This is a genomic window from Thauera sp. JM12B12 (genome assembly GCF_039614725.1).
Lineage (GTDB): Bacteria > Pseudomonadota > Gammaproteobacteria > Burkholderiales > Rhodocyclaceae > Thauera.
On the sequence record NZ_CP154859.1, the window covers coordinates 1,776,370 to 1,799,077 of the forward strand.

Below are 22,708 nucleotides of genomic sequence, written 5' to 3' on the forward strand. Positions count from 1 at the left end.
CGGTTCAGCGGACTCGGGTGGCGTTGAAGAGGCGGCCGGGGGCCTGCGTCGGTGCGGCCAGCTGCATCAGGTGCAGTGCATGCCAGATGACGGCCTGGTTGCTCGTGATCACCGGGCGGCCGATGGCCTGCTCGATGCGCTCGACGGCCTCGCTTGCGCGCAAGGCGGTGCACGAGATGAAGAGCGCGTCGGCGTCGGCGGCGGTGGCCCGGATCCCGGCGGCGACGATCGCCTCCGGTGCGATGTCGGTCATCGCATAGTCGTCGTCCATGTCGAAGCCCGACACGTTGAGCACATCCAGGCCGCGCTCGCGGTAGTAGCCGCCGAGCTCGCGATTCACCGCGGCGCGGTAGGGCGTCAGCATCGACACCCTGTGCGCGCCGACCTGCGCCAGCGCGGCCAGGCTGGCGGTGACCGGCGTGGTCGCGTGGCGCGCCGCGCGCACCTCGCCAAGCAACTTCAGCGTCTGCGCCTCGCCCATCGCGATCGTGCCCGAGGTGCAGCCATACACGAGCACGTCCAGCGCCAGTCCGGGCAGCAGGTCGCGGCCGGCGCGCGGCAGATCCTCGGCCACGCGCTGCAGGGCCGCGAGGCTCATCGGGTTCTCATGGCGCACGCGGTTGCAGTAGAGGCCGACGCCGGCCGGCAGCATGCGGCGCAGGTCGGCCTCGCTGTTGAGGTCCGTGGCCAGCGCAAGCAGGCCGATGCGCGCCGCCACAGGGGTGGCCGGCAGCACGTCGAGGGGGAGGGTGTCGATCAGCATGGAGTCGTTTTCACTCGGAGTGTCAGCGGAATGCCAGCGTGGGCAGAAACAGCGCGATCTGCGGGAAGACCACCAGCAGCAGCGAGGCGAGCAGCAGCAGGATGATGAACGGCGGCGTGCCTGCGATCACGTCCAGGTAGGGTTTGCGGAACACCGCGCAGGCGGTGAAGATGTCGCAGCCGAAGGGCGGTGTGGCCGAGCCGATCGCCATCTGCAGCGTCACCAGGGTTCCGATCAGCACCGGGTCGATGCCCGCGGCGAGCACCAGCGGCATGAAGATCGGCGTCAGGATCAGGGTCACCACGATCGAATCGACGAACATGCAGCCAATGAAGAAGGCCACGCAGATGGCGAAGATGATGGTGTAGGGGCCGGCGTCGGCAAGCCCGAGTCCGCCGATGATCTGCTGCGGAATCTGGGCGAACGAGATCAGCCACGAGAAGGCTGCGCCCGCGCCGACGAGGATGAACACGATGCCGGTGATCAGTCCGGTCGAGTAGGCGATGGCAGGCAGGTCGCGCAGGCTGACCGCGCGATGGATGAAGACCTCGAGGATGAAGGCGTAGAGCACCGCCATCGCCGCGACCTCGGTCGGACTGAACATGCCGGTAAACAGCCCGCCGACGATCAGCACCGGGAACATCGTCGCCAGCGAGGCCTTGCGCATCGCCGCCAGGCGCTCCTTCCAGGTCGCGCGCGGGTGCAGCGGCAGGTCCTTGCGCCACGCGTACCACACCGAGTACGCGCTGAACAGCACCAGAATGAGCAGGCCGGGGCCGATGCCGGCGAGGAACAGTTCGGCGATCGAGACCTTGCCGACGATGCCGAACACGATCATGCCGATGCTCGGCGGGATCAGGAAGGCGATGTCGGAGGCGTTGATGATGAGCGCGACGGTGAACTTGTCGTCGTAACCGCGCTCGAGCATGCGCGGGCGCAGCGGGCCGCCGATGGCCACCACGGTGGCCTGGGTGGAGCCGGAGATGGCACCGAACAGCGTGCACGAAAGGGCTGCGGTGACCGCCAGACCGCCCCGGATGTGGCCGAAGAAGGTCATCGCCAGGTCGAGCAGGCGATTCGCCGTGCGGCCGCGGGTGACGATGTCGGCGGCGAGAATGAACATCGGCACGGTGATCAGCGCCACCGGGCTGATGCCGCTGATCATCTGCTGGATGATGATGTCGGTGCGCAGGTTGGGCAGGTAGAGCAGGAAGCCGGCGAGGGTCGCCACCAGCATCGGCACCATCATCGGGAAGCCGAGCAGCATGAGGACGATCATGATCAGGAGCATTGTCATTGCCATGGGGAGTCTCCTCAGATGCTGGGCAGGTCGAGTTCGTCGTGCTCGCGCACGGTGGCCGAGATATAGACCTCGTCGTGCCTGAGGTTGGCCACCGCGGCGAGCAGGAACTGCAGCGCGGTGAGGCCGAGGCCGAAGGGTAGCCACAGCAGGGTCATCCACACCGGCAACTGCAGGGCCGGCGTGACCCGGCCGAGCGCCTGAATGCGCGCGATGTATTCATAGGCATACCACGCGAGCAGGACGAGCACCGCTGCGGTGAGCACCTGGATGAAGGCGAACATGAAGCGGCGGTAGGTCGGCGGAATCTGGTCGGTCAGGGCCGACATGCGGATGTGGCGGCCCTGGCGGGCGGCCGCGCTGGCGCCGACGAAGGTCACCAGCACGATGAGGAACTGGTTGAGCTCCTCGGTGAAGAACAGGCTGCTGTTGTAGACCAGGCGCATGAAGATGTTGCCGGTCGTGTTGACCGCCATCAAGATGATTGCCCACGCCAGAAGGTGCCTTTCGAGTACGGCCAGTCCGTGGTCGATGTGTCGTGCGACACGGGAGACGACCCCCGTCCGGGGTGATTCCTGGTTCATGCTTGTGCTCCTCCGGCCCTGATTGGCGCCTGGCGATTGCCGGCGCTCTTGTGGTCCTTGTGTCTGTCTGCAGTTTAGTCAGGGGCAGGGAGGGCGCGAATGCACTAGAACAATATGGGGCCGATCCATGCGGCAGCGTCGCCGTCACGTGATTGCAGCGGCGCCATATCGCGCGCTCCTCGCCCTGGCTGTCGCTGGCGTTGCCCTGGCTGCATTGGCGGGTGATGGCGCGGCAGCGGGGCGTGGGGCAGGCGCAAACTGTCCTAGTGCAATCCGCTTGCGCACCGAAGCCTGTAGCCTGCGCTCAAGTCGTACAGGGAATGGCTTGAACGGCTAGACCAAGATCAGCATGAGAGGAGACAGACATGAACATTGGCATCCGCATTCGGCGTCTCGCCGCAGGCGTCACGCTCGGCTTCGCTACCCTTTCCGCGGCCGCTGCCGACTGGAAGTTCGCCGTCGAGGAAGGTCCGGGCGACGTGCAGACACTGTACGCCGAGGAGTTCAAGCGCCTCGTCGAGGAGCGTACCCAGGGCAAGGTGAAGGTCACGATCTATACCTACGGGCAGCTCGGTAACGAGAACGATCTGACCGAGCTCACCGCCGTCGGCGCGATCCAGTTCTCGAATGCCTCCCCCGGTCACCTCGGGACCTTCGTGCCCGAAGTCCAGGTGCTGAGCCTGCCCTTCCTGCTGCCGGAATCGGACAAGGCCAAGGGCGATGTGCTGTCGAACAGCAAGGCCTTGTACGAGGATCTGGCCAAGGACTTCACCGCCAAGGGGCTGAAGCTGTTCACCGTCTATCCCGAAGGCGAGATGGTGTGGACGACCAAGAAGCCGGTGCGCACGCCGGAGGACCTCGGTGACGTCAAGTTCCGGGTGATGACCTCGCCGATCCTGATCGAGCAGTTCAAGCTCTATGGCGCCAACCCGGTGGCGCTGCCCTGGGGGGAAGTGTACGGTGGCCTGCAGATGAACGTGATCCAGGCCCAGGTCAACCCGGCCTTCTTCATCGAGAGCGCGAAGTTCCACGAGGTCACCAGCCACCTCGTGCATGTCGGCGACGTCGAGTACACGACCACGGTGGTCGCCAACGCCGACTTCTGGGACGGCCTGTCCGACGAGCAGCGGACGATGCTCGGCAAGGTCCGCGACGATTTGCAGACCTTCATCCTCGAGAAGCAGCGCGAGAAGAACGCCGCCGCCGTCGAGAAGATGCTGAAGGACAATCCCAAGCTCAGCGTCATCAAGCTGACCCCAGAGGAGCGCGATGTCTTCCGCAAGCGCGCCGAGCCGCTGGCCGATACGCTGGTCGGCATGGTGGGCGGTCGCAGCGGCCAGATTCTCGAGCAGTTGAGGGCCGACATCGCCAAGGCGGAGAAGGCGGTCGAAGCCAAGTAATCGCCCAGCGCGAGGACGCAGGACGAATGGGCGCCGCAGGTCGGCGCCCATTTCGCTTCATCCGCCCGTCGTCAGCAATCCGTCGCGCCCGTCGAAGGCACGGCACGTCCCCAGCCGGCGCCTGAAACGCCGTTGTGAGCGCGTGGCCTCGACGGAGCGCGAGGCGGCCATCGTGTGCAGGGAGTCCAGATGAATGACCGACAGCGTGCCCTGGTGATGGTCGCCCTTGGGGTGCTGTTGCTGTCGCCCGATGCGCTCGTACTGCGCTGGATCTCGGCCGACCCGCTGCACGTGCTGGTCTGGCGTGGGCTGCTGATGGCCGCGGGCATGGGGGTCGTGCTGCTGCTGCGGTATCGGGCCGCACTGCCGCGGGCCTTGCTGCGATGCGGCTGGGCCGGGGTCGGCTGTGCGCTGTGCTACTGCCTCAGCACGATCTGCTTCCTGCAGGCGATCAGCCTTGCCGGGGCGGCCAGCACGCTGATGATCTACAGCGTGTCGCCTCTGGTGGCGGGGCTGGCGAGCTGGGCCTGGCTCGGTGAGCGCCTGCCGCTGCGCAGCGTGGTCGCGATCGGCGTGAGCGCGCTCGGCATCGCGCTGATCGTCAGCGACGACTCGCCCGGAGCCAACCTGACCGGCAGCCTCCTTGCGCTCGCGGGCGCCGCGCTGCTGGCGCTCAACTTCACCCTGGCACGAAGCCGTCCCACCGTCGACATGAGTCCGGCGCTCATGCCGGGCGCCTTGCTCGCCGCCGGATTCGCATTCGTGGTCGGCGGGGCGCCTGTGCTGCAGGAGGCCGAGCTCATGGTGCTGGCGGTCATGGCGGGCGTGCTGCTGCCGCTCGGGTTCATGCTCGTGCAGCTCGGACCACGCAGGATTGGCGCGGCCGAGGTCGGCCTGCTGCTGCTGCTCGAGGTCGTGCTCGGACCGCTATGGGTGTGGCTGATGCTCGACGAGACGCCCGGACCCACGGTGCTCGTCGGCGGCGGCGTCGTCATCGCGGCCCTGCTCGGCCATGCGCTCGCGGGTTGGCGGGCCGAGGCCTGAGGCCGGCGACCGGACACGCACGTTTCCGAACTTCCGAGCCGGCCCGGGCCACCGCGTCGCGGTCTGGGAACCCGCTGAAGGGGACAAGGCCGTCCCTTGCCTCACCTGTCCCGCAAGGCGAAGGGCAGCAGTATGAGCAGCCCCACCGCGTCCGCCACCCAGTCCCACGGATCGCCGAAGCGATGCGCGGTCATCGATTGCGCGAACTCCATCGCCGCGCCATAGAGCAGCAGTCCGAGCGCGATCGCCAGCGGTCGTTGGGGCCAGGCCGCGAGCGCGAGGAGGGCGAGCAGGGCAAACAACACCGCGTGTTCGATCTTGTCCTGCCAGGCGAAGAGCCTGACGACGTCGGGGGTGGGCAGCAGGGCCAGCCAGAACACCGCGATCAGGGCGATGGCGAAGCTGACACGCAAGAGTTTGCGAACGGATGAGGGCATGCAAAGTCCGAGAGAGGTCGAAACGGTTTCAGCGTCCCGCAAGGCGGGATGGACACGTGCATCGTGACGAGGAGAAAGACAATGACGATGAAGATTCGATCACGCCGGCGCGCCGCGCCGACGCAGCTGGCGCTGACCGGCGTTGGCCGCTCGACTGCCCGCGCGCGGCCGCTGATGCTGGCGGCGGCATTGCTCTCGGCTGCCCTGGTTGCGCTGCCGGTTTCGGCGCGGGACCTGATCGTGCGCACCGAGGCCGGCAACGTCAAGGTGGTGGAGGTGGCGAGCGGACTGCAGAGCCCTTGGTCACTGGCTTTCCTGCCCGACGGTCGCATGCTGGTGACCGAGCGCCCTGGACGGCTGCGCCTGGTCGGTGCCGATGGCACGGTCTCGGCCCCGATCGAAGGCATCCCGACGGTGCATGCGCGCGGCCAGGGCGGGTTGCTCGACGTGGCCCTCGGACCGAACTTCGTCGAGGACGGCTTGATCGTGTTCGCCTACGCCGAACCCACCGAGCGCGGCGCGCGCACTGCAGTGGCGCGCGCGCGCCTGGACATCGAGGGGCTGCGCCTGCACGACGTGCGCCGCATCTTCGCCCAGGACGAGGACCCGTCGGGCAACCACCACTGGGGCTCGCGCCTGGTGTTCGCCCCCGACGGCACGCTGTTCGTGACCCTGGGCGATCGCTTCCATCCGCGCGAGCGCGCCCAGGCGCTCGACAGCCACCTCGGCAAGGTGGTGCGCATCACGCTCGATGGTGGCGTACCCACCGACAACCCGTTCGCCACGCGCGCCGGGGCCCGGCCGGAGATCTGGTCGTATGGGCATCGCAACGTGCAGGGCGCCGCCTTGCATCCGCAGACGGGCGAACTGTGGACCCACGAGCATGGCCCGCAGGGCGGTGACGAGGTCAACCGCACGCGCGCCGGACTCAACTACGGCTGGCCCGAGGTCACCTATGGCCGCGAATACGTCACCGGGCGCAAGATCGGCGAGGCCGAGACACGCGCGGACGTCGAGCCGCCGGTGCTGCAATGGACGCCCTCGATCGCGCCCTCGGGCATGGCCTTCTACAGTGGCGACGTCTTCCCGGCCTGGAAGGGCAGCCTCTTCGTCGGTTCGTTGAAGTTCCAGATTCTCGCCCGCCTCGAGCTCGACGGCGGGCGCGTGGTGCACGAGGAGCGCCTGCTCGGCGAACTCGGTCGTCGTATCCGCGACGTGCGCCAGGGGCCGGACGGCCACCTGTGGCTGGTGGACGAGACCGAGGGCCGCATCCTGCGTCTCGACCCCGCCTGAACGCGGCTGCCGCGTCCTGGGCCGGACCCGGCGCGGGACGGCCTCAGCCGGCCTGCTTGATCGCCAGCACCGCCTGGTTGCGCAGCGTGCGCAGCAGGGCGAGCTCCTGCTCGCTGATGCGGATGTCGCCGGCGTGGTCCTTGTCGGCGTAGATCATTGCCACCGACCGGCCCTTGATCATCAGCGGGAACAGGCAGAAGGTGCGCGAGGGCACCGACTTGCGGTACCACTCCGGGATCCGGGCGGCGATCTTGGTGTCGTCGATGTCCGAGATCAGGATGTCGACGCCCTTCGCGGTGGCGACGTTGAAGACGTTGTCCGGATGGGCGGACAGGCTGAAGCGCAGGTGCTTGGCCAGCTCGCCCACCTCCGGTCCGAAGCCGAAGCGCCCGGTCATGCTGTTGCTGCGGGCATCGCGGATGCACAGCAGAACGCGCTTGAAGCCCATCGCCCGGTACATGGTCTCGAGGATGATGCGCAGCACGTCGTTGAGCTTGAAGTCTTCGACCAGGGTGTTGCTGATGTCCTGGATCCCGGAGCTGAGCACCGCCTGGGCATCCGCGGCCTTGTGGCCTTCAGGGCTGACCTCGACGGGCGTGGACTGATCCAGCAGCGCGGAGGTCGGCACGTCCGCGAGCGGACTCTGCAGCGTGGGCGCGGCCTGGCTGCCGTCGATGAACTGGGTGAGGTGGCGCCCGATGCGCGTCTGCGAGAGGGTGACCTTGATGATGCGTGCGAAGTCGCCGATCTCGCCGATCGCGCCCTGCATGAGGTCGCGCGCGCCGTGGGTGTCGACGGGCACCGCGTCGACGAAGCGCGCGGCGATCGCCTGCATGGCGCGCTCGCGATCGGCGGGCGCCATCAGCGCCACCGCGTCGCAATACTCGTTGGCGCAGGCAGCGAGCGCACGCAGGCGTTCGTCCGGGGTCTGCGGGCGGCGGACCGGGCCTTCGGGCAGACGGCGCATGCTCTGCTGGATGAGCTCGGGGAAACCCCAGTGGCGTGCGAGGGCGATGCCGAGCGCCTCGAAATCGGTGCCGATCACGCGCATTGCGGCTGCCTCCTCGCTGCAGCCCTGCTGCTGTGCAATGCGCCGGATGTCCTCGCTCTCCTCGGGGAAGTAGAACTGGCAGAGCAGTCGCCCGAGGTTGTGGAACACCGCGCAGATGTAGGTCTGCTCGGTGTCGCGCAGGCGCAGGCGCGCCGCGACGTCGCGTGCGAACAGGCCGGCCAGGCAGGCGCGCAGGAACTCCTCCTTGAGGTGAGCGGCGTTGGTCTTGTTCTGCAGGTGCTCGAACAGCAGCACGGTGATCGCGATGTTGCGCACCGCGTCGAAACCGAGCACCACGACCGCGCGCGAGATGGTGCTGATCTGCCCACCTCCGGCCGGGCGGAAGTGTGCCGAGTTGACCACCCGCAGCAGCTTGTTGGTGAGCGAGAAGTCGCGCAGGATCAGCGCCGACAGGGTGCCGACGTTCTCCGATTCACTCGAGGCGATGCGGTTGATCGCCACCACCGACTCCGACAGCGCGGGGAAGTCGCCGCGGTGCTTCATGCGGCGCAGCAGGAACTCGACCGCGCCCGGGTGGGCGCCTTCTTCGCCGTCGGTGGCGGCCTCCTCGGGGCGCAACCAGGTTTCGAGCGCGCCGCGGAAGGCGTCGACGTCGTTGAAGCGGGCCTCGGGATCGAGCGCGGCCGCACGCAGCGCGATCGCCGCCAGCGTCTCGTCGACGACCGCAGCGCCGGCGGGGAAGGCGATCGCCGTGGTCCGCGTGCGCTCCAGGATGCGCGCGGCGTCCAGGTCGCCGTGCAGCGGGCGGCCGGACAACAGCTCGACCAGCATCACGCCGGCGGCGAACACGTCGTTGCGCGCGCTCAACTCGCGGCGCTCGATGTACTCGGGTGCCATGTAGCCGGGCGTGCCCGACAGGCCGTCGCGCGCGCGCGGGTCGTCGGCCCGGCGCGCGATGCCGAAATCCATCACGCGCGGCTGGCCGCCCTTGTCGATGAGCACGTTGCTCGGCTTGAGGTCGCGGTGGATGACGCCCTGGGCATGGGCCTCGGCGAGGGCGTCGAGCACGCCCAGCAGCAGCGCGACGGCCTCGGCGGCGGGCAGTGCGCCGCGCCGGCGCATGAGCGCGGCCAGGGTCTCGCCGGGCACGTACTCGAACACCAGATACGGGTCGCCGGCCTCCTCCCCGGCTTCGAACACCGGCACGATTCCCGGATGGCGCAGGCGGCTCACGGCACGCGCCTCGGCGAGCAGGGCGGCGTTGTCCTGGCGCTGGGCTGCGGTGAGATGCAGGGTCTTCAGCGCCACCTCGCGCTCGAGCTGCGGGTCCCATGCCAGATGTACGACGCTCTGCGCCCCACGCCCGAGTTCGCGCCTGATTTCGAACCGCCCGATCCTGCTTGTCATGTCGTGTCGCGCCTGCCTCGACGCGTGCTGCGTCGCTCGTCATCCTTGCCTGTTCTCGCGCACGAAACCGGCTGCAGGAGGCTGCAGCCGGTTTCGTGTCATCATCGCGCACCCTGATCAAGCAAGCATGGAAACACCAGGATGGAGAGCCCCTTCAAAGGCAAGACCGGTCTGCGCCGGGTCTGGAACGCCTTGCACTACTCGATTGACGGGCTGAGCGCAGCCTATCGGCACGAAGATGCGTTCCGCCAGGAAATATGGCTCACCCTGGTCGCAATTCCGCTCGCGCTGTGGCTGGGCGACTCGGCGCTCGAGCGCGCGATCATGATCGCCAGCGTGCTGCTGGTGCTGATCGTCGAACTGGTGAACTCCGCGATCGAAGCGACGGTCGACAGAGTGTCGCTGGAGCGTCACCAGCTCGCCAAGCGCGCGAAGGACATCGGCAGCGCCGCGGTGCTGATCGCACTCGTGAACGCTGCCGTGGTGTGGGGCCTGGTGCTGTTGGGCTGAACCGGGCTCAGGCGGACTTCGGCCCCCAGCTGCGTACCGGGCCGGTGTCGATGTGCAGGAAATCGGATTCGGGGTAGTAGCCCACGCCGCCGGCGCCGAGGGCGAGCGCGGCGTCACGCAGGCGCGCGGTGTCCACGCCCACCAGGCGGATGTCGATCGCCTTGCCGTCCATGTGCAGGCTGCGCTTGGCTACGCCGCCGCCGCCGGTCTTGCGCAACATGCTGTTGGTGGCCGGCGAGCGGTAGCCCGAGATGATCTCGAAGGTTTCGCCGCCGCATGCCATGCGCAAGGCGTGAAGGATGTCATAGAGGCGGGGATCCATGCGTGTAGACTGCCCGGTACGGAAGTCGCGCAGGAGCCAGTTCATCCGCTGCAGTGCGGGCTCGATATAGCCGTGGCGGTTGCGGAATGCGAGATGCAGACGTTCGTCGGTGTGCGTGTGCCGGAAGCCGAGCTGGCGGTCGTGTTGGGCCGCATGCAGCGCACCGGCGGAGAAACCGAGGGGTAAGGTGGCGAGGCCCTTGAGGAACAGGCGGCGCTGCGGAACGTCGTGATTTCGGAAGAATCTGGACATGAATAAATCCCTGCCTGAACAATCACTTAACATAAACATTATACCCTGCAGGGGCAACGCCTGGCGCAACAGTTTTGTAACGCTGGCACTGTCCGGGCTGAGCCTGTTGTCGCCGTTGAGCGCGCTCGCGGTGGCTGCGGATGGGGCAGGGACTGTCGCGGCGGGCAGTGTCGAAACCACGCCCGTGGCCGATGCGGCGCTGGCGCTGCAGATCGAGCAGCGGCTGCGCCAGCGCCCGGCCACCGCCGACGAGACCACCGCGCTGTTCTACCTCTCGCGTGCCTACCGGCCCGCGTGGGACAGTCCCGTGCGCGTCGAGGGGCTGATTTCCGCGGTCGAAGCCCTCCGTGGCCACGGCCTCGAGCCTGGCGACTTCAACCCCGAGCGCCTGCGCCTGGCCGCGGCCGAAGCAGGCGCGGCGCCGAGTGTCGAGGCGCGCGCCGAGCACGAGCTGCTGTTCACCGATACCCTGGCGGCCGTGCTGTTGCAGATTCGTCACGGCAAGGTCGATCCGCGCAGCCTCTACCGCCAGTGGAATTTCACCCCGCCACCGAATCCGTATGAGCGCGCGGGCGAACTCGCCGGCGTGATCCGGGCGGGCGACCTGCGCGCAGCGGTCGAGGCGCATGCGCCCGAGCTGCCGCTGTATCGCGCGCTGCAGCAGGGGCTTGCGCATTACCAGGCCTTGGCCGATCTCGGCGACTGGCCCAAGGTGCCGGCCGGCTCGACGCTGCGCCCCGGCGAGCGCAGCCCCCGCATTCCGGCGCTGCGCGCGCGCCTGCTGGCGGGGGGCGAGACGGGGCTGGACGAAGCCAACCCGAATCGCTACGACCCGCCACTGGTCGAAGCCGTGAAGCGTTTCCAGGCGCGCCAAGGCCTCGAGGCCGACGGTGTGGTCGGCGCGCAGACCCTGCTCGCGCTCAACACCAGCCCGGCACAGCGTGTCGATCAGATCCGCGCCAACCTCGAACGCTTGCGCTGGGTGGCGGCCGACCTGCGCGGCGATCGCCTGCTGGTGGATATCGTCGGCTATCACGCCGATCTCGTGCTGGATGGACAGCGGGTGTGGACGTCGAAGGTCATCGTCGGCAAGCCCGCGCGCAAGACACCCTCCCTGCGTGACAGCGTGGTGAGCCTGGTGTTCAACCCGAAGTGGGTGGTGCCGCCCACCATCCTGCGCGAGGACGTGATCCCGCGCGCGGCGCGCAACCCCGACTACCTTGCCAGCCAGCGCCTGCGCGTGGTGGATCGCAGCGGGCAGACCGTGGACCCCGAGTCCATCGATTGGGAGGGGGCTCGCCAGAGCGGTTTCCCGTATCGCTTGGTGCAGCAGTCGGGGGCGGACGGGTCGCTCGGGCGGATCAAGTTCTCGCTGTCGAATCCCTACGCGATCTATCTCCACGACACCAACGCGCGCGGGCTCTTCCGGCGCGCCGAGCGCGCCTTGAGCTCGGGCTGCGTGCGCGTCGAGAAACCGGAAGAGCTCGCCCGCATCCTGCTCGACGATGCGCAGGCGTGGAGCGCGGAGAGGCTCGAGTCCGCGCTCGCCAGCGGGCGCACGCGCACCGTCGATGTCGGGCGCGATGTCCGCGTGCTGCTGCACTACGCGACCGCGGCCATCGACGAGAGCGGGGCGCTGCAGTTGCGCAACGACATCTACGACCACGACCGCGGCATCCTCGCCGCGCTCGCGGCGCCACGCGGCTGATCGTGCGCTCCGATCCGCCGCCGCTGCCTGCGTAACCTGGCGGCAATGCGCGCTTAACGTCGCTGTCTTGTGTGCCGCCTAAGCTGCGGCGCCATGAGAACGCTCGACTACACGACAGAAGAGCTCTGTCAGGCGCCCCGCCTGCGCATCGCGCTGGTCACCGAGACCTGGCCGCCGGAGGTGAATGGCGTCGCGATGACCTTGCGGCGCATGGTCGATGGGCTGATCCGGCGCGGCCACGCGGTGCAGCTGATCCGCCCGCGGCAGACGGCGACCGATCGCGCCGGACGCTCCGACGGGCTGGAGGAGGTCCTCGCGCGCGGGCTGAAGCTGCCGCGCTACGATGGTCTCAAGCTCGGCCTGCCGGCGCGGGTGCGGCTCGTGCGCGAGTGGTCGCGCCAGCGCCCCGACCTGGTGCATGTGGCCACCGAAGGCCCGCTCGGCTGGACCGCGGTGACGGCGGCGAACAAGCTGCGCATCCCGGTCACCTCCGACTTCCACACCAACTTCGACCACTACAGCGGCCATTATGGCCTGGGCTGGCTGAGGCAGCCGGTGGCGGCCTATCTGCGCCGCTTCCACAACCGCACCGCGGCCACCTATGTGCCCACCGCGGAGCTGGCTGGCAGCCTGAGCGCGCAGGGCTATGTCGGGGTCGAGGTGATCTCGCGTGGCGTCGATACCGCCCTGTATGCGCCTGCCCGCCGCAGCGAGACCCTGCGCCGCGAGTGGGGCCTGGCTCCGGATGGCCTGGCGGTGATCAGCGTCGGCCGGCTGGCCCCGGAGAAGAATCTCGGCCTGACCCTGCGCGCCTTCGATGCGATCCAGCGGCAGCGACCGGACGCGCGCATGATCGTGGTCGGTGACGGCCCGCTGCGCGAGTCGATCGCCCGCAGCCATCCAGGGGTCGTGTTCGCCGGCATGCGCCACGGCGAGGACCTCGCGGCCCATTACGCGTCGGCCGACCTGTTCCTGTTTCCCAGCCTCACCGAGACCTTCGGCAACGTCACCCTCGAGGCGATGGCAAGCGGCGTGTGCCCGCTGGCCTACGACTATGCGGCCGCCGCCGAGGTGATCCGTGACCTCGGCAACGGTGCGGTGGTGCCCTGTGGCGACGAGCACGGCTTCATCGAGCGTGCCGTGCAGCTCGGCGTCGCCGATGCCTTGCGCGGCGAGCTTGGACGCGCCGCCCGCCACACCGCCGAGGCCATCGACTGGGAGCGCGTGAATGAGCGCTTCGCCGAGGCCCTGGTACGTGCCTGGCGGGGAAGCCGCGAGGCGCCGGCAAGTGCGCCCGCGCGGTATGCACCGGAGGCCGGCAACTGATGCAGAGCGTGCGCGCGATCTTCATCTCGGACGTGCATCTGGGCACGCGCGCCTGCCAGGCCGAGCGCCTGCTCGAGTTCCTGCGCACGCACGAATCCGAATACCTCTACCTGCTCGGCGACATCATCGATTTCTGGGCGATGAACCGCAGCGTGCAGTGGGCACCCGCCCACAACACGGTGGTACAGAAAGTGCTGCGGCGCGCGCGCCACGGCTGCCAGGTGTTCTTCATCCCCGGCAACCACGACGAGGCCTTGCGCGAATATGCCGGGATTGCCTTCGGCGACATTCGCGTCGAGGCGGAATGGGTGCACGAGACCCTGGACGGGCGCCGGCTGTGGCTCGTCCACGGCGACGAATACGACCAGGTCACCCGCCATCACCGCTGGGTCGCGGTGCTCGGCGACGTTGCCTACAACGCGCTGGTGCGCATCAACCTCGTGCTGTCACGGCTGCGCCGGCTGATGCGGCGGCCCGGCTACTGGTCGCTGGCCGGGTACGCGAAGCAGAAGGTCAAGAAGGCGGTCAGCTTCATCTTCGACTTCGAGGACGCGGTCGCCCATGCCGCCCAGCAGCGCGGCATGGACGGCGTGGTGTGCGGCCACATCCACTGGGCGGCCGATCGTCGCATCGGCAACATCCGCTACCTCAACTGCGGCGACTGGGTGGATTCGTGCAGTGCGATCGTCGAGCACTTCGACGGCCGCATCGAGGTGGTGCGCTGGGGCGTGCAGGGCGAGCTCAGGACGCTTCCGGCGGCGGACGCGGTGCATCCCGATCACGCACCAGATCCCACGCGATGAACATGCCCAGGACGGCGTTGCCGAGCGCGAACACGCCGACCACCAGGCTCGCAAGCGGCACCAGCGGGTAGGTGCGCAGGACCCAGGCCAGCACCGCTGACAGCAGGTTCAGCACGATCATCATCCAGAAGCGGCGATCGTTCGGCTGGAAGAGGCGGGAGAGTTTCATCGTTCGCGGATCTGTTTGGAGCGCAGGGCAGGGTGTGGCGGAAAGGGCGCACGGCTTCGAGTGGCCGAGCCTTGCTGACGTTCAGGCCGCCGCGCTTTGCGCCTGCAGGCGTCCGCTGCGCACCAGCGCCAGCACGCCCAGGGCGAGCACGATCTCGATGGCGCCGATGATCACGAATACCGGCGCATAGGGACGCGCCATCCAGAGCCCGAACACCGCCAGCAGCATGCTGCTGAGCAGCGGCCCGGCGGCGAAGCCGAGCGAGCCCGCCATGTTGAACGCGGCCAGCGCGCTCGCCCGGCAGTCGGTGCCACCGTACTGCGCGGCGAGCACGAGCGAGGGCGCGTACATGAGCGCGGCGATCACGCCGCCGACGGCCATCGCGGCGAGGATGCGCTCGCCCGGCAGAAAAGCCAGCAGCGCGAGAAAGACGCCGTACAGCACGCTGCCTGCCACCATCATGGTGAGCGGATCCCAGTGCCGGGACAGGTGTCCGGCCGGGTAGGTGAGGACCGAGAACGGCACCAGGAAGGCGGCCATCGCGAGCCCGATCTGGCGCGCATCGAAGCCGATCACGAGGCCGAGGTAGAGCGACAGCGTGGACACGATGAAGCCCACGGTGAGCCTGTCGGCGAACGAGAAGGCGAGCGGCACCACCAGCTGCCGGCGCTTGCGCAGGGTGGCGACGATCTCGGCCGCGGCCATGCGCGGGCGCGCGGTGGTGCTGTCGGCGAGCCCGAACAGCCCGACGAGCGCGAGCATGATCGACAACAGGCCGCCGCCGAGCGGCACCCACAGCGGGGCGAGGCCACCGATGAAGCCGCCGAGCGGCGCGCCGGTGGCGACGCCCAGGCTGATGCAGGCGCCCACCGCCCCCATGCGCGCACCCAGCCCGGCCTGTCCGGCGTGGTCGGCGTGGTCGGCGGCGAGCGCCATCAGCAGCGACAGCGCGGACATGTGCGCGAAGCCCTCGAGCAGGCGCAGGCCGAGCAGCAATCCGTAGCTGTCGCCGTGCGCATAGACCCAGGCGATGCCGAGCAGGGTGAGTCCATTCACCGCCAGTGCGGCGACCGCAAGCGTCCGTCGCCGGCCGAGGCGGTCGGACAGCAGCCCGGCGAGCGGGGCGCCGATGAGCGCACCAATCATGTTCACCGACATGAACAGGTGGCTGGCGAACTGTCCGAGCCCGGGAAAGCGCTGCGCGGTGAAATCGGGCAGCACCGGGACCATGCCGGTGACCGGCAGCATCAGGCCGTAGAGCAGCAGCAGAGGGAGCAGATGGGGACCGATCATGGCGTCGCGGCCGGCGTGGCGTGCGCCGGAGAGGCTGGATTCGCAAAGCGAGGATCATACGCCCGCGCCACCGCGCGCGGCCCTGTCGGGGATCAAGGGCGTGCACGGCCCTGCCGGGGCTGGCAAATTCCCGGAACGGCAGCGGTTCAGAACGTCAGCGAGTGGCCTTTGGGGTGCTGCGCGCGGTAGCCGCGGCTGGTCTGGTCGGCTGCATCGCTCCAGGGCGCGGTGCAGCGCGTGAGGTAGTTGAAATGCAGCGTCGGCCGTCCGGGGCCGGCGTGGCGCTCGAGGATGAGGTCGAGCGCGCGCCGGTGCGGGTGGCGGAACAGGGCGCCGCTCGTCGACACCAGGTAGTTGTTGCAGCGCAGGCGGTCGAGCAGGCCCGCGCTGAGGTTGGCGACGCTGCCGTGGTGCGGCAGCTTGAAGGCGTCGAGCGCGAGCCGCTTCTCGGGGTTGGCGAGCAGGGTGGCGATCGAGGCCTCGAGCACCTCCGGCCAGGCGTCGCCGGCAAGCAGCAGGCGCACCGCGGGCTGGCTCGCCGGATATTCGAGCAGCAGCGCGATGCTGCTGCCATTGGCGGCGCTGGTGTCGCTGGCGAAGGGCGCATCCACCCCCGGCTCGCCGCTGCTCCGGCCCAGCGTGTCCTCCAGGCCGGTGTCGAGGTCGCTGTCGTCGTCGGCGGGAAACTCATGGCGCCGGCGCAGCTCCGCCCGCGCGTCGTCTGCCGGGCCGCCGAGCACGTCGCCCATCGGGCGCAGGCTGCGGCTCGCCGCCAGGCGGGCGCGCAGGGCATTCACATCGCCCGACTGCACGCGGGCGCGGTCGAGCTCCTTCTTCCATCGCCCCTTGAGATAGAGCAGGCGGTCGTGGTCGGGCGACAGCAGGGTGAGGCGGCAGGCGCCGGGCAGCTCGACCACGGGCAGCATCGTCTTGCTGCGGTCGATCGCCGCCAGCGCCTGGTCGAAGCCCTGGTTCCACACCCGCGTGCCGGTGCGCGCCTCGTAGTCGGCGATCAGCATGCCCAGCATCTCGCCCTGCAGCGCGCCGAGCGGGCGACCGGCCGGATCGGGAACGGTATTGAGCTGCTCGCGGCCGTTGAACCAGATGCGCTCGAAGCGGCAGCCGAGGACCTCGGCGTCGAGCAGCAGCCGGATCACGCCTTCGATGTGGTCGCCATCGACATGGGTGATCACCAGCAGGTCGAAGCGACGCTCGCTCGCCGGCAGGTGCAGGATGCGTTCGCGAAGCGCCGGATAGGTGTGCGCCGGGCCGCCATCGATGAGGATGCGATGCACGGCGCTGCCGCTGCCGTATTCGATCCACAGGCAGTCGCCATGTGCGGCCGGCAGCATCTCGATGCGGAGCATGATGGAATCCTCGGGCAATCAGCCCTGTGCAGGTGCGGACGGACGGTTGGCGGCGCGCGCCGGCAGGCGCCACTCGGCATCGCCGATGGCGACCAGCGCAAAGGCCATGAGGATGCCGTGGGCGAGCAGGCGACGACGGATGCGGCGCAGCAGGGTGCCGAAGTCCGCATCCGGGGTGTCGATCGAGCTCAGCTCGGCGACCAATTCGGCGGCGAGCGGGGCGGCGTGGCGGCCAAGGATCTTGGCCATCGTGCCGAGCACCAGGCTGGCATGGAAATCCTTGAACTGGCCGGCGAGTCCGCCGTAGCCGGTCTCGGCGATCCGGCGCCCGGTCTCGCAGCCGAGCAGCAGCACGATCGGGCCGGGGTCGATCGTGGCAGGGTTGATCAACGCCTCGTTCAACTGCGGGCGGAAGCGCCAGCGGCGCTCCTCCTCGAGGTTCTCGTCGCCGATCTCGAGGTAGTCGAGTCCGGCGTCGAGGTCGTGGTGGGCGATCAGGATGAGCAGCGGCGGGCTGCCATGGACCGCCTGCTCCCACTGGTCCCAGTCGTCCACGACGGTTGGCGCGGCGATGTGTTCGGTGAGGGCGGCGCGCAGCGCGTTGCGCTCGCGCTCGGCGACGAAGTGGGTGCTCGCGCACAGCGCGGCGTCGAGCGGGCGTAGCGCACGGCGCGGGCCGGTGGGCAGGGACAGGTCGCCGAGCCGGGCCGCGTCGAAGCGCTCGATGACCTTGCGCACCGCCCAGAAGCCGAGCGGGCAGATGGTGTCGCTCCAGCTCGCGGCGCCCTGTGCCTGCGCAGCCGCGGCGGCCTGGTCGCAGGCGGGGCAGCGGCTGCCGTCGCCGGTCAGCGCGGACTGCCAGCCCGCGCACAGTCTCGCGTTCCGGCTCGGGGTGGCGCGGTCGTAGATGAACTCGAGCGGCACATGGCGCTCGGGGTCGAGGTTGATCACCTGGATGCGGTCGCCGGGATCGGTGAACCTCTGCCGGCGCAGGGTCTGGTAGAGCGCCGCGCCGTGGCGTGCCAGGTCGCGGAAGAAGCCGAGTACCAGCGGATCGCTGTCGTCGAGCAAGGCCTCGCCTTCGGCGACGCCGAGGCGCTCGCGGCGGCGGACGAGCTCGGTGTCGTTGAGAAAGAGCTCGTCGTTGAGGAAGGCCATCAGCGGGTCGAAGCTGGCGAGGTCGTAGATCTGCCCGCCGTGTCCGCCGAAGAGACGCAGATGGGCGGGGCCGAAGACCAGGGTCGCATCCACCGGCGTACGGTCGACGAGCTGGATGACCTCGCGCTGACCGAACTCGACCTCGATGCGCAGCGGCGCGACGGTCTGATCGACGGCATCGCTGGCGCGTACCGCGGCGCTCAGGCGGACGGCCTCGAAGACCTTGCCGCGGTAGGTGAACATCAGGTGGGCCTCGAGCGTGTCGATGTCGGCAGGGACGTCGATGGCGAGCTCGCAGGCTTGCGACGGTGCGCTGCGATCGGCGGGCAGGCGCAGGCTGGCGGCGGGGCCGCTGCCGTGGCGGTCGGGCTGGCCGTCGCGGCGGCCGGTCCAGCACAGCGCGACACGCAGCTCGAGCCCCTCCGGCGGCAGGTCGATGTGGGGAATCGGTGCGTTGGCATGGGCAATCCCGGCCTGCTTCGGGCCGATCCAGCAGTGCACGCTGTTGCGCACGCCGGCGATGAAGCAGGGGCGGGGCACGCCGGCGTGCATGAGCAGCGCGTTCACGGTGCGTGTTTCCGCCGCGTCGGCGGCTTCGGACGGCTCCGCCCGAGCCAGCTCCGGCGATGGCGGCGGGGAGGCGCCGGCGGCGGCGGGTCCGGGGGCGCCGATCGTCGTCATCGTGCGCAGGCCGCGGCTGCGCGTCGTGAGCTGCGGCTCGCCCGCGAGGGGGCGACCGCGTGCGGCTGCGCGCGGCAGGTCGTCGATCAGCGTCGGCCGCTCGACTGCGAACGCGCCGCCGCCCGCGCCTGCGCCGCGCCAGGGCGAAGCGGCGAGGCCGGCCTGGGCATCGGCGGCGAGCCCGATCAGCCTCAGCAGGCGCAGGCGGGTCGCGGTGTCGCGGCCGGGGTGATCGAGCGCAAGCAGGCCGGGGATGAAGTGACGGGCGGGCTCGCGGGCGATCATCCAGCCGATCTGGCCGTCATCGAAGCGGGGCTGCGGGTCCTGCAGCTGCCGTTCGACCAGCGTCCGGGACGATTCGGGCAGGTCGAACTCGGGCGCCAGGGTCACCGGTTGCGGCGCGCGCGCGGGCTCGGGCGGGTTGCCCTCGGCGTCGGCGATGCCGGTCGCGGCCCACACGGTCAGGCGCAGTGCGCGCGCGAGGTCGTGGCCGAGCCCCCCGTCTTCCCCCACCGCCTCGAGCGCCTCGAGTGCACGCAGCAGGTGGCGCCGCATCGGCTGCGGAATCGGGCGCACGCGGGCGATCTCGGCATAGGCCGACCACGGGCTGCCCCAGAACAGGTCGTCCGGCGCGACGCCCGGCGCAAAGCAGGCGTCGATGGGGTCGAAGTCGCCGACGCGCGCGCGACACAAGGCCCACCAGAAGCGATTGCTGAACGCGTTGTCGTGCTCGCGGGGCGGTGGCAGCGCCTCTGCGCGCACGCCCGCGTCCTCGAGCGGCATGGCGGCGAGTAGCCGGTAGTTGCATTCGTGATCCGGGCGGTCTCCAAGCAGGGCGCGAATGCGTCCGGGATCGGCCACCTCGTCGAGGGCGCGCGCAATCGCTTCGTGCGCGGGCTCGCGCGGGTCTTCGCTCATCTCGCGCAGGCGTTCGCGCAGCGAGCGGAGCGGCAGCCCGGCGGCGAAGGCAAGCGCCTCGCCGCGCAGCGGATCGCCGCTCGGCGCCGACTGGGCGACCCGCCAGACGGCGTGGGCGACGCGCATCCACAATCCGTGGTCGAGCGGGAAGCGCGCCGCCGCGCGCAGCGCCGCCAGGCGAACCTGCGGCTCGCGGTCGGATTCGGCCAAGTGCAGCAGCGGGTCCAGGGCCTTGGCGTCATCAGGGTGGAGATCGGCTTCATCCGACATCGTGAGGGTCTCCGGCATGCTTCGGCGTCGGCACCGAGCCCGCGTGTAGGTGCCCGCGCACGGCGGGCGGGGTTCAGGCGCCGAGCAGCTCGGGCATGTAGGTCTGCAGCCGGTGGCTCAGCAAGGCACCGGCGTGGCGGGTGAGCACGTCGAGCTCGGCACGCGCGAGCTTCTTCAGGTTGGTGCCGACCGAGGACGCGAACACCGCGTCGCCCGCCTGCGCCTGCCCTTCCTCGCTGTCGATCGAGAACCACGCCGGCCGGGCCCCGCCGGCCTTGGCGCCGTTGAGCTCGAGGCGCTTGAACTGCAGGCCGCGCACCTGCTCCATCATGATGTCGAGGGCCGCGACCAGCACCGCGGAGCCAGCCTCGGTCGGACGTTCGTTGATGTGGAAGGGCTTGCCGGCGTCGCTGACGATGACGTAGTCGAGCGCGTTGCGCGCGCGCAGCAGCGGGTTCACGCCGAGGTTGTCATACACGCCGCCGTCGGACAGCGTCACGTAATCGACGCCGGCCGCCGGGTATTCGCTCTGGTCCACCCGCAGCGGCGGAAACACCGGCGGAAATGCCGACGAGGCGGCCACCGCGCGGCTCAGCCGGAAATCGTGCGCGGGTGCGGCGCCGAGCTGCCATTCGCCCATCTCGGCGGGCAGGCCGCCGCCGGTGACGAAGAAGAACATGTTGCCGGTGGCGAGGTTGGTCGCATTGACGTACAGGCGCGGACCCGACTTGAGCGAGCCGAGCGAGCGCTTGCCGTAGAGGTCGCGCTCGTAGCTGGCGGCGAGCTTGTCGAGCCGGCTGTGGAAGGGATCGACGACGCCGCCGATGAAGGACGACACCGCGATGGAGGCGCTCGCCAGGTAACGCTCGAGGCGGTCGAGCACGTCGTCCTCCTCCCAGTGGCTGGCGAGGAAGGCGCCCGCGATGCTGCCGCCGCTCACGCAGCTGAGCAGGTCCAGCTTCCACAGCAGGCCCAGTTCCTGCAGCTTGCGGAACACGCCGAGGTGAAACGCCGCTGCGCGAAAGCCGCCGCCCGACAGCGCCAGGCCGATCCGTTTCGATTGACCGCCGATCTGAATTGCCATTGCCCCCTCTCCCGTGTGTGATGGCTGACCCGTCGACGTCCCCGAACCGGCGTACGCCTCATGTTCGAACTTTAGGAGACAAGGGCGCCGAGGGCAAAGGCTCGGGCGCTCCGCACGGGCGGGAGGCGGCCCTGTCGACCATTCATGTCAAGCTGTGATCTAATGCGCCCCCCACGTTCCCTGCGGCCGATCGGGTTTCCGCGGCTGCTCACGCGCCCGCCCAGGATGGATTCATGTCGCACTGGCCTCGATTCTCGCTCCCTGCTCCGCTCGCCGCCGGTCCTCGGGAGATCGTCCTCGGCATCCTGGGGGCGGCTCTGGGCTTGTTGCTGACGGAGTGGGCCGCGCATCTGGTGCTCGGCGAGCGGGCGCCCTGGTTCGCGATTCCGATGGGCGCCACGGCGGTCCTGCTGTTCTGCGTCCCGGCCAGCCCGCTTGCCCAGCCCTGGCCGGCCTTCGCCGGCAATGCGGTGTCGGCGCTCATCGGAGTCGCCTGCCATCAGTGGCTGGGGGACACGGGCGCCGCAGCCGCCCTCGCGGGAAGTCTTGCGATCGCGGCCATGTTCATGCTGCGCTGCCTGCATCCGCCAGGCGGCGCGATGGCACTCACCGCGGTGCTCGGTGGGCCCGGAGTGGAAGCGCTGGGATATGGTTTCGCGTTGGTCCCGGTCATGGCGAATACCGCTGCGATGATCCTGCTCGCCGCGCTGTTCAACAACGCGGTGGGGCGGCGCTACCCGCATCATCCCCAGGGGCGGGCACACCCGCATGCGACCAGGGACGTGCTGCCGACCGAGCGCGTCGGCTTCACGACCGCCGATCTCGACGCGGCGCTGGCATCCTTCGGCGAACTCCTGGACGTCGATCGTGACGATCTGGAGGAGATCCTGGTGAGGGCGCAGATGCATGCCAGACGGCGCCACTGGGGAACCGTGCGCTGCGCGGACATCATGTCGCGCGACGTCGTGAGCGTCGATCCGCAGGTCGCGCTGGAAGAGGCGTGGGTCTTGCTTGAGAGGCACCGGATAGGGACCCTGCCGGTCGTCGCGGCGGACGACCGGCTCGTGGGGATCGTCTCGGTGCAGGATTTTCTCGATGATCGCGAAGCGGCTGCAGGTCCATCGCTTCCGCGCGTCAGCACCGCCCGGGTCGTCGCGCAGATCATGGCGCGCGCGGTCCGCACTGCGCATCCTCGGCAGCCGCTGGGGGAGTTGGTCGCCGCGTTTTCCGATGGCGGCGCGCACCACATGCCGGTGATCGACGACGAGGGCCGGCTGGTCGGCATGATCACGCAGTCGGATGTGGTCGGTGCGCTCTTCGCCGCCGACCCGACGGTCTGAAACCGATGCGGCTTGCCGGTGCGAGCGAGGGGGCCGAGAAGGGGTAGGCTTTCGTGCTTTTCGACTCGAGTGCCGTGAAAGCTCGGTGTTGTGAGAAAAATTCGAATGTCGTGATGATTTTTCGAGTTCGGCGGGTGAGGCATGTCGGATACGAAAATCGGCTTGTCGGCCTTATGTGGCGCTCCACATGAGGGCGACAACTCGCCGCCCGCCGCGCGGGATCTGCGGCAGGGTTCAGTTTCAGTTTGGCGGCAGATGCGTCGAGGA

Annotated in this window: 19 protein-coding genes; 8 read left to right on the plus strand and 11 right to left on the minus strand. The window is 69.4% G+C overall.

Annotated elements, in window-relative coordinates:
* Positions 1-4: 4 nt before the first annotated feature.
* From AAG895_RS07965 to AAG895_RS07975, 3 genes are read right to left on the minus strand one after another with little or no spacing between them, the layout of a single operon-like run.
* Positions 5-763 (minus strand): hypothetical protein, encoded by a 759-nt coding sequence (locus tag AAG895_RS07965; RefSeq protein ID WP_345794959.1) that lies wholly within the window; start codon positions 761-763, stop codon positions 5-7.
* 22 nt (positions 764-785) lie between these two features.
* A complete protein-coding gene (locus tag AAG895_RS07970) occupies positions 786-2,066 on the minus strand; it encodes a TRAP transporter large permease (protein ID WP_345794960.1) in 1,281 nt (426 codons plus the stop codon).
* 11 nt (positions 2,067-2,077) lie between these two features.
* Positions 2,078-2,647, minus strand: coding sequence for a TRAP transporter small permease (locus tag AAG895_RS07975; RefSeq protein WP_345794961.1), 570 nt, complete (start codon positions 2,645-2,647; stop codon positions 2,078-2,080).
* Positions 2,648-3,012: 365 nt separating this feature from the next.
* Here AAG895_RS07975 and dctP point away from each other — a divergent pair, with 365 nt between their 5' ends.
* Both dctP and AAG895_RS07985 read left to right on the plus strand, forming a co-directional pair.
* Entirely contained in the window at positions 3,013-4,047 is a 1,035-nt protein-coding gene (gene dctP, locus AAG895_RS07980; protein ID WP_345794962.1) for a TRAP transporter substrate-binding protein DctP, read from the plus strand.
* Between the two features lie 189 nt (positions 4,048-4,236).
* Complete coding sequence (locus AAG895_RS07985; protein ID WP_345794963.1) at positions 4,237-5,091, plus strand: DMT family transporter; 855 nt, start codon at positions 4,237-4,239, stop codon at positions 5,089-5,091.
* A gap of 101 nt (positions 5,092-5,192) precedes the next feature.
* Here the strand turns inward: AAG895_RS07985 and AAG895_RS07990 are convergent, their stop codons facing one another.
* Entirely contained in the window at positions 5,193-5,528 is a 336-nt protein-coding gene (locus tag AAG895_RS07990) for a VanZ family protein (RefSeq protein ID WP_345794964.1), read from the minus strand.
* Positions 5,529-5,702: 174 nt separating this feature from the next.
* Here AAG895_RS07990 and AAG895_RS07995 point away from each other — a divergent pair, with 174 nt between their 5' ends.
* The gene (locus AAG895_RS07995; protein WP_345795259.1) at positions 5,703-6,821 is read left to right on the plus strand and encodes a PQQ-dependent sugar dehydrogenase; all 1,119 of its coding nucleotides are present in this window, start codon (positions 5,703-5,705) and stop codon (positions 6,819-6,821) included.
* Positions 6,822-6,864: 43 nt separating this feature from the next.
* Here the strand turns inward: AAG895_RS07995 and AAG895_RS08000 are convergent, their stop codons facing one another.
* Positions 6,865-9,240, minus strand: coding sequence for an HDOD domain-containing protein (locus AAG895_RS08000; RefSeq protein ID WP_345794965.1), 2,376 nt, complete (start codon positions 9,238-9,240; stop codon positions 6,865-6,867).
* A 141-nt stretch (positions 9,241-9,381) separates the two neighbouring features.
* On the opposite strand from AAG895_RS08000, the gene AAG895_RS08005 reads away from it, so the two are divergent.
* Complete coding sequence (locus AAG895_RS08005) at positions 9,382-9,750, plus strand: diacylglycerol kinase (protein ID WP_345794966.1); 369 nt, start codon at positions 9,382-9,384, stop codon at positions 9,748-9,750.
* A gap of 7 nt (positions 9,751-9,757) precedes the next feature.
* On the opposite strand, the gene AAG895_RS08010 is transcribed toward AAG895_RS08005, so the two are convergent.
* Positions 9,758-10,324, minus strand: coding sequence for a DUF882 domain-containing protein (locus tag AAG895_RS08010; RefSeq protein WP_345794967.1), 567 nt, complete (start codon positions 10,322-10,324; stop codon positions 9,758-9,760).
* Positions 10,325-10,508: 184 nt separating this feature from the next.
* Here AAG895_RS08010 and AAG895_RS08015 point away from each other — a divergent pair, with 184 nt between their 5' ends.
* From AAG895_RS08015 to AAG895_RS08025, 3 genes are all read left to right on the plus strand, one after another.
* Positions 10,509-12,032: a L,D-transpeptidase family protein gene (locus AAG895_RS08015; RefSeq protein WP_345794968.1), complete on the plus strand. Its 1,524-nt coding sequence runs from the start codon at positions 10,509-10,511 to the stop codon at positions 12,030-12,032.
* Between the two features lie 93 nt (positions 12,033-12,125).
* The gene (locus AAG895_RS08020; RefSeq protein WP_345794969.1) at positions 12,126-13,358 is read left to right on the plus strand and encodes a glycosyltransferase family 1 protein; all 1,233 of its coding nucleotides are present in this window, start codon (positions 12,126-12,128) and stop codon (positions 13,356-13,358) included.
* Positions 13,358-14,161 (plus strand): UDP-2,3-diacylglucosamine diphosphatase, encoded by an 804-nt coding sequence (locus AAG895_RS08025; protein ID WP_345794970.1) that lies wholly within the window; start codon positions 13,358-13,360, stop codon positions 14,159-14,161. Before AAG895_RS08020 ends, AAG895_RS08025 begins: the two co-directional genes overlap by 1 nt.
* On the opposite strand, the gene AAG895_RS08030 is transcribed toward AAG895_RS08025, so the two are convergent.
* The 5 genes from AAG895_RS08030 to AAG895_RS08050 all read right to left on the minus strand — a co-directional run bounded on the left by AAG895_RS08030 (position 14,100) and on the right by AAG895_RS08050 (position 21,101).
* Positions 14,100-14,330: a hypothetical protein gene (locus AAG895_RS08030; protein WP_345794971.1), complete on the minus strand. Its 231-nt coding sequence runs from the start codon at positions 14,328-14,330 to the stop codon at positions 14,100-14,102. The two genes, AAG895_RS08025 and AAG895_RS08030, sit on opposite strands and share 62 nt — an antisense overlap.
* Positions 14,331-14,411: 81 nt before the next feature.
* The gene (locus AAG895_RS08035) at positions 14,412-15,623 is read right to left on the minus strand and encodes an MFS transporter (protein WP_345794972.1); all 1,212 of its coding nucleotides are present in this window, start codon (positions 15,621-15,623) and stop codon (positions 14,412-14,414) included.
* Positions 15,624-15,769: 146 nt separating this feature from the next.
* Positions 15,770-16,990: a hypothetical protein gene (locus AAG895_RS08040; protein WP_345794973.1), complete on the minus strand. Its 1,221-nt coding sequence runs from the start codon at positions 16,988-16,990 to the stop codon at positions 15,770-15,772.
* Positions 16,991-17,008: 18 nt separating this feature from the next.
* Entirely contained in the window at positions 17,009-20,017 is a 3,009-nt protein-coding gene (locus tag AAG895_RS08045; RefSeq protein ID WP_345794974.1) for a hypothetical protein, read from the minus strand.
* 73 nt (positions 20,018-20,090) lie between these two features.
* The gene (locus AAG895_RS08050; protein ID WP_345794975.1) at positions 20,091-21,101 is read right to left on the minus strand and encodes a patatin-like phospholipase family protein; all 1,011 of its coding nucleotides are present in this window, start codon (positions 21,099-21,101) and stop codon (positions 20,091-20,093) included.
* Between the two features lie 233 nt (positions 21,102-21,334).
* Here AAG895_RS08050 and AAG895_RS08055 point away from each other — a divergent pair, with 233 nt between their 5' ends.
* Complete coding sequence (locus tag AAG895_RS08055) at positions 21,335-22,441, plus strand: HPP family protein (RefSeq protein WP_345794976.1); 1,107 nt, start codon at positions 21,335-21,337, stop codon at positions 22,439-22,441.
* Positions 22,442-22,708: the final 267 nt, after the last annotated feature.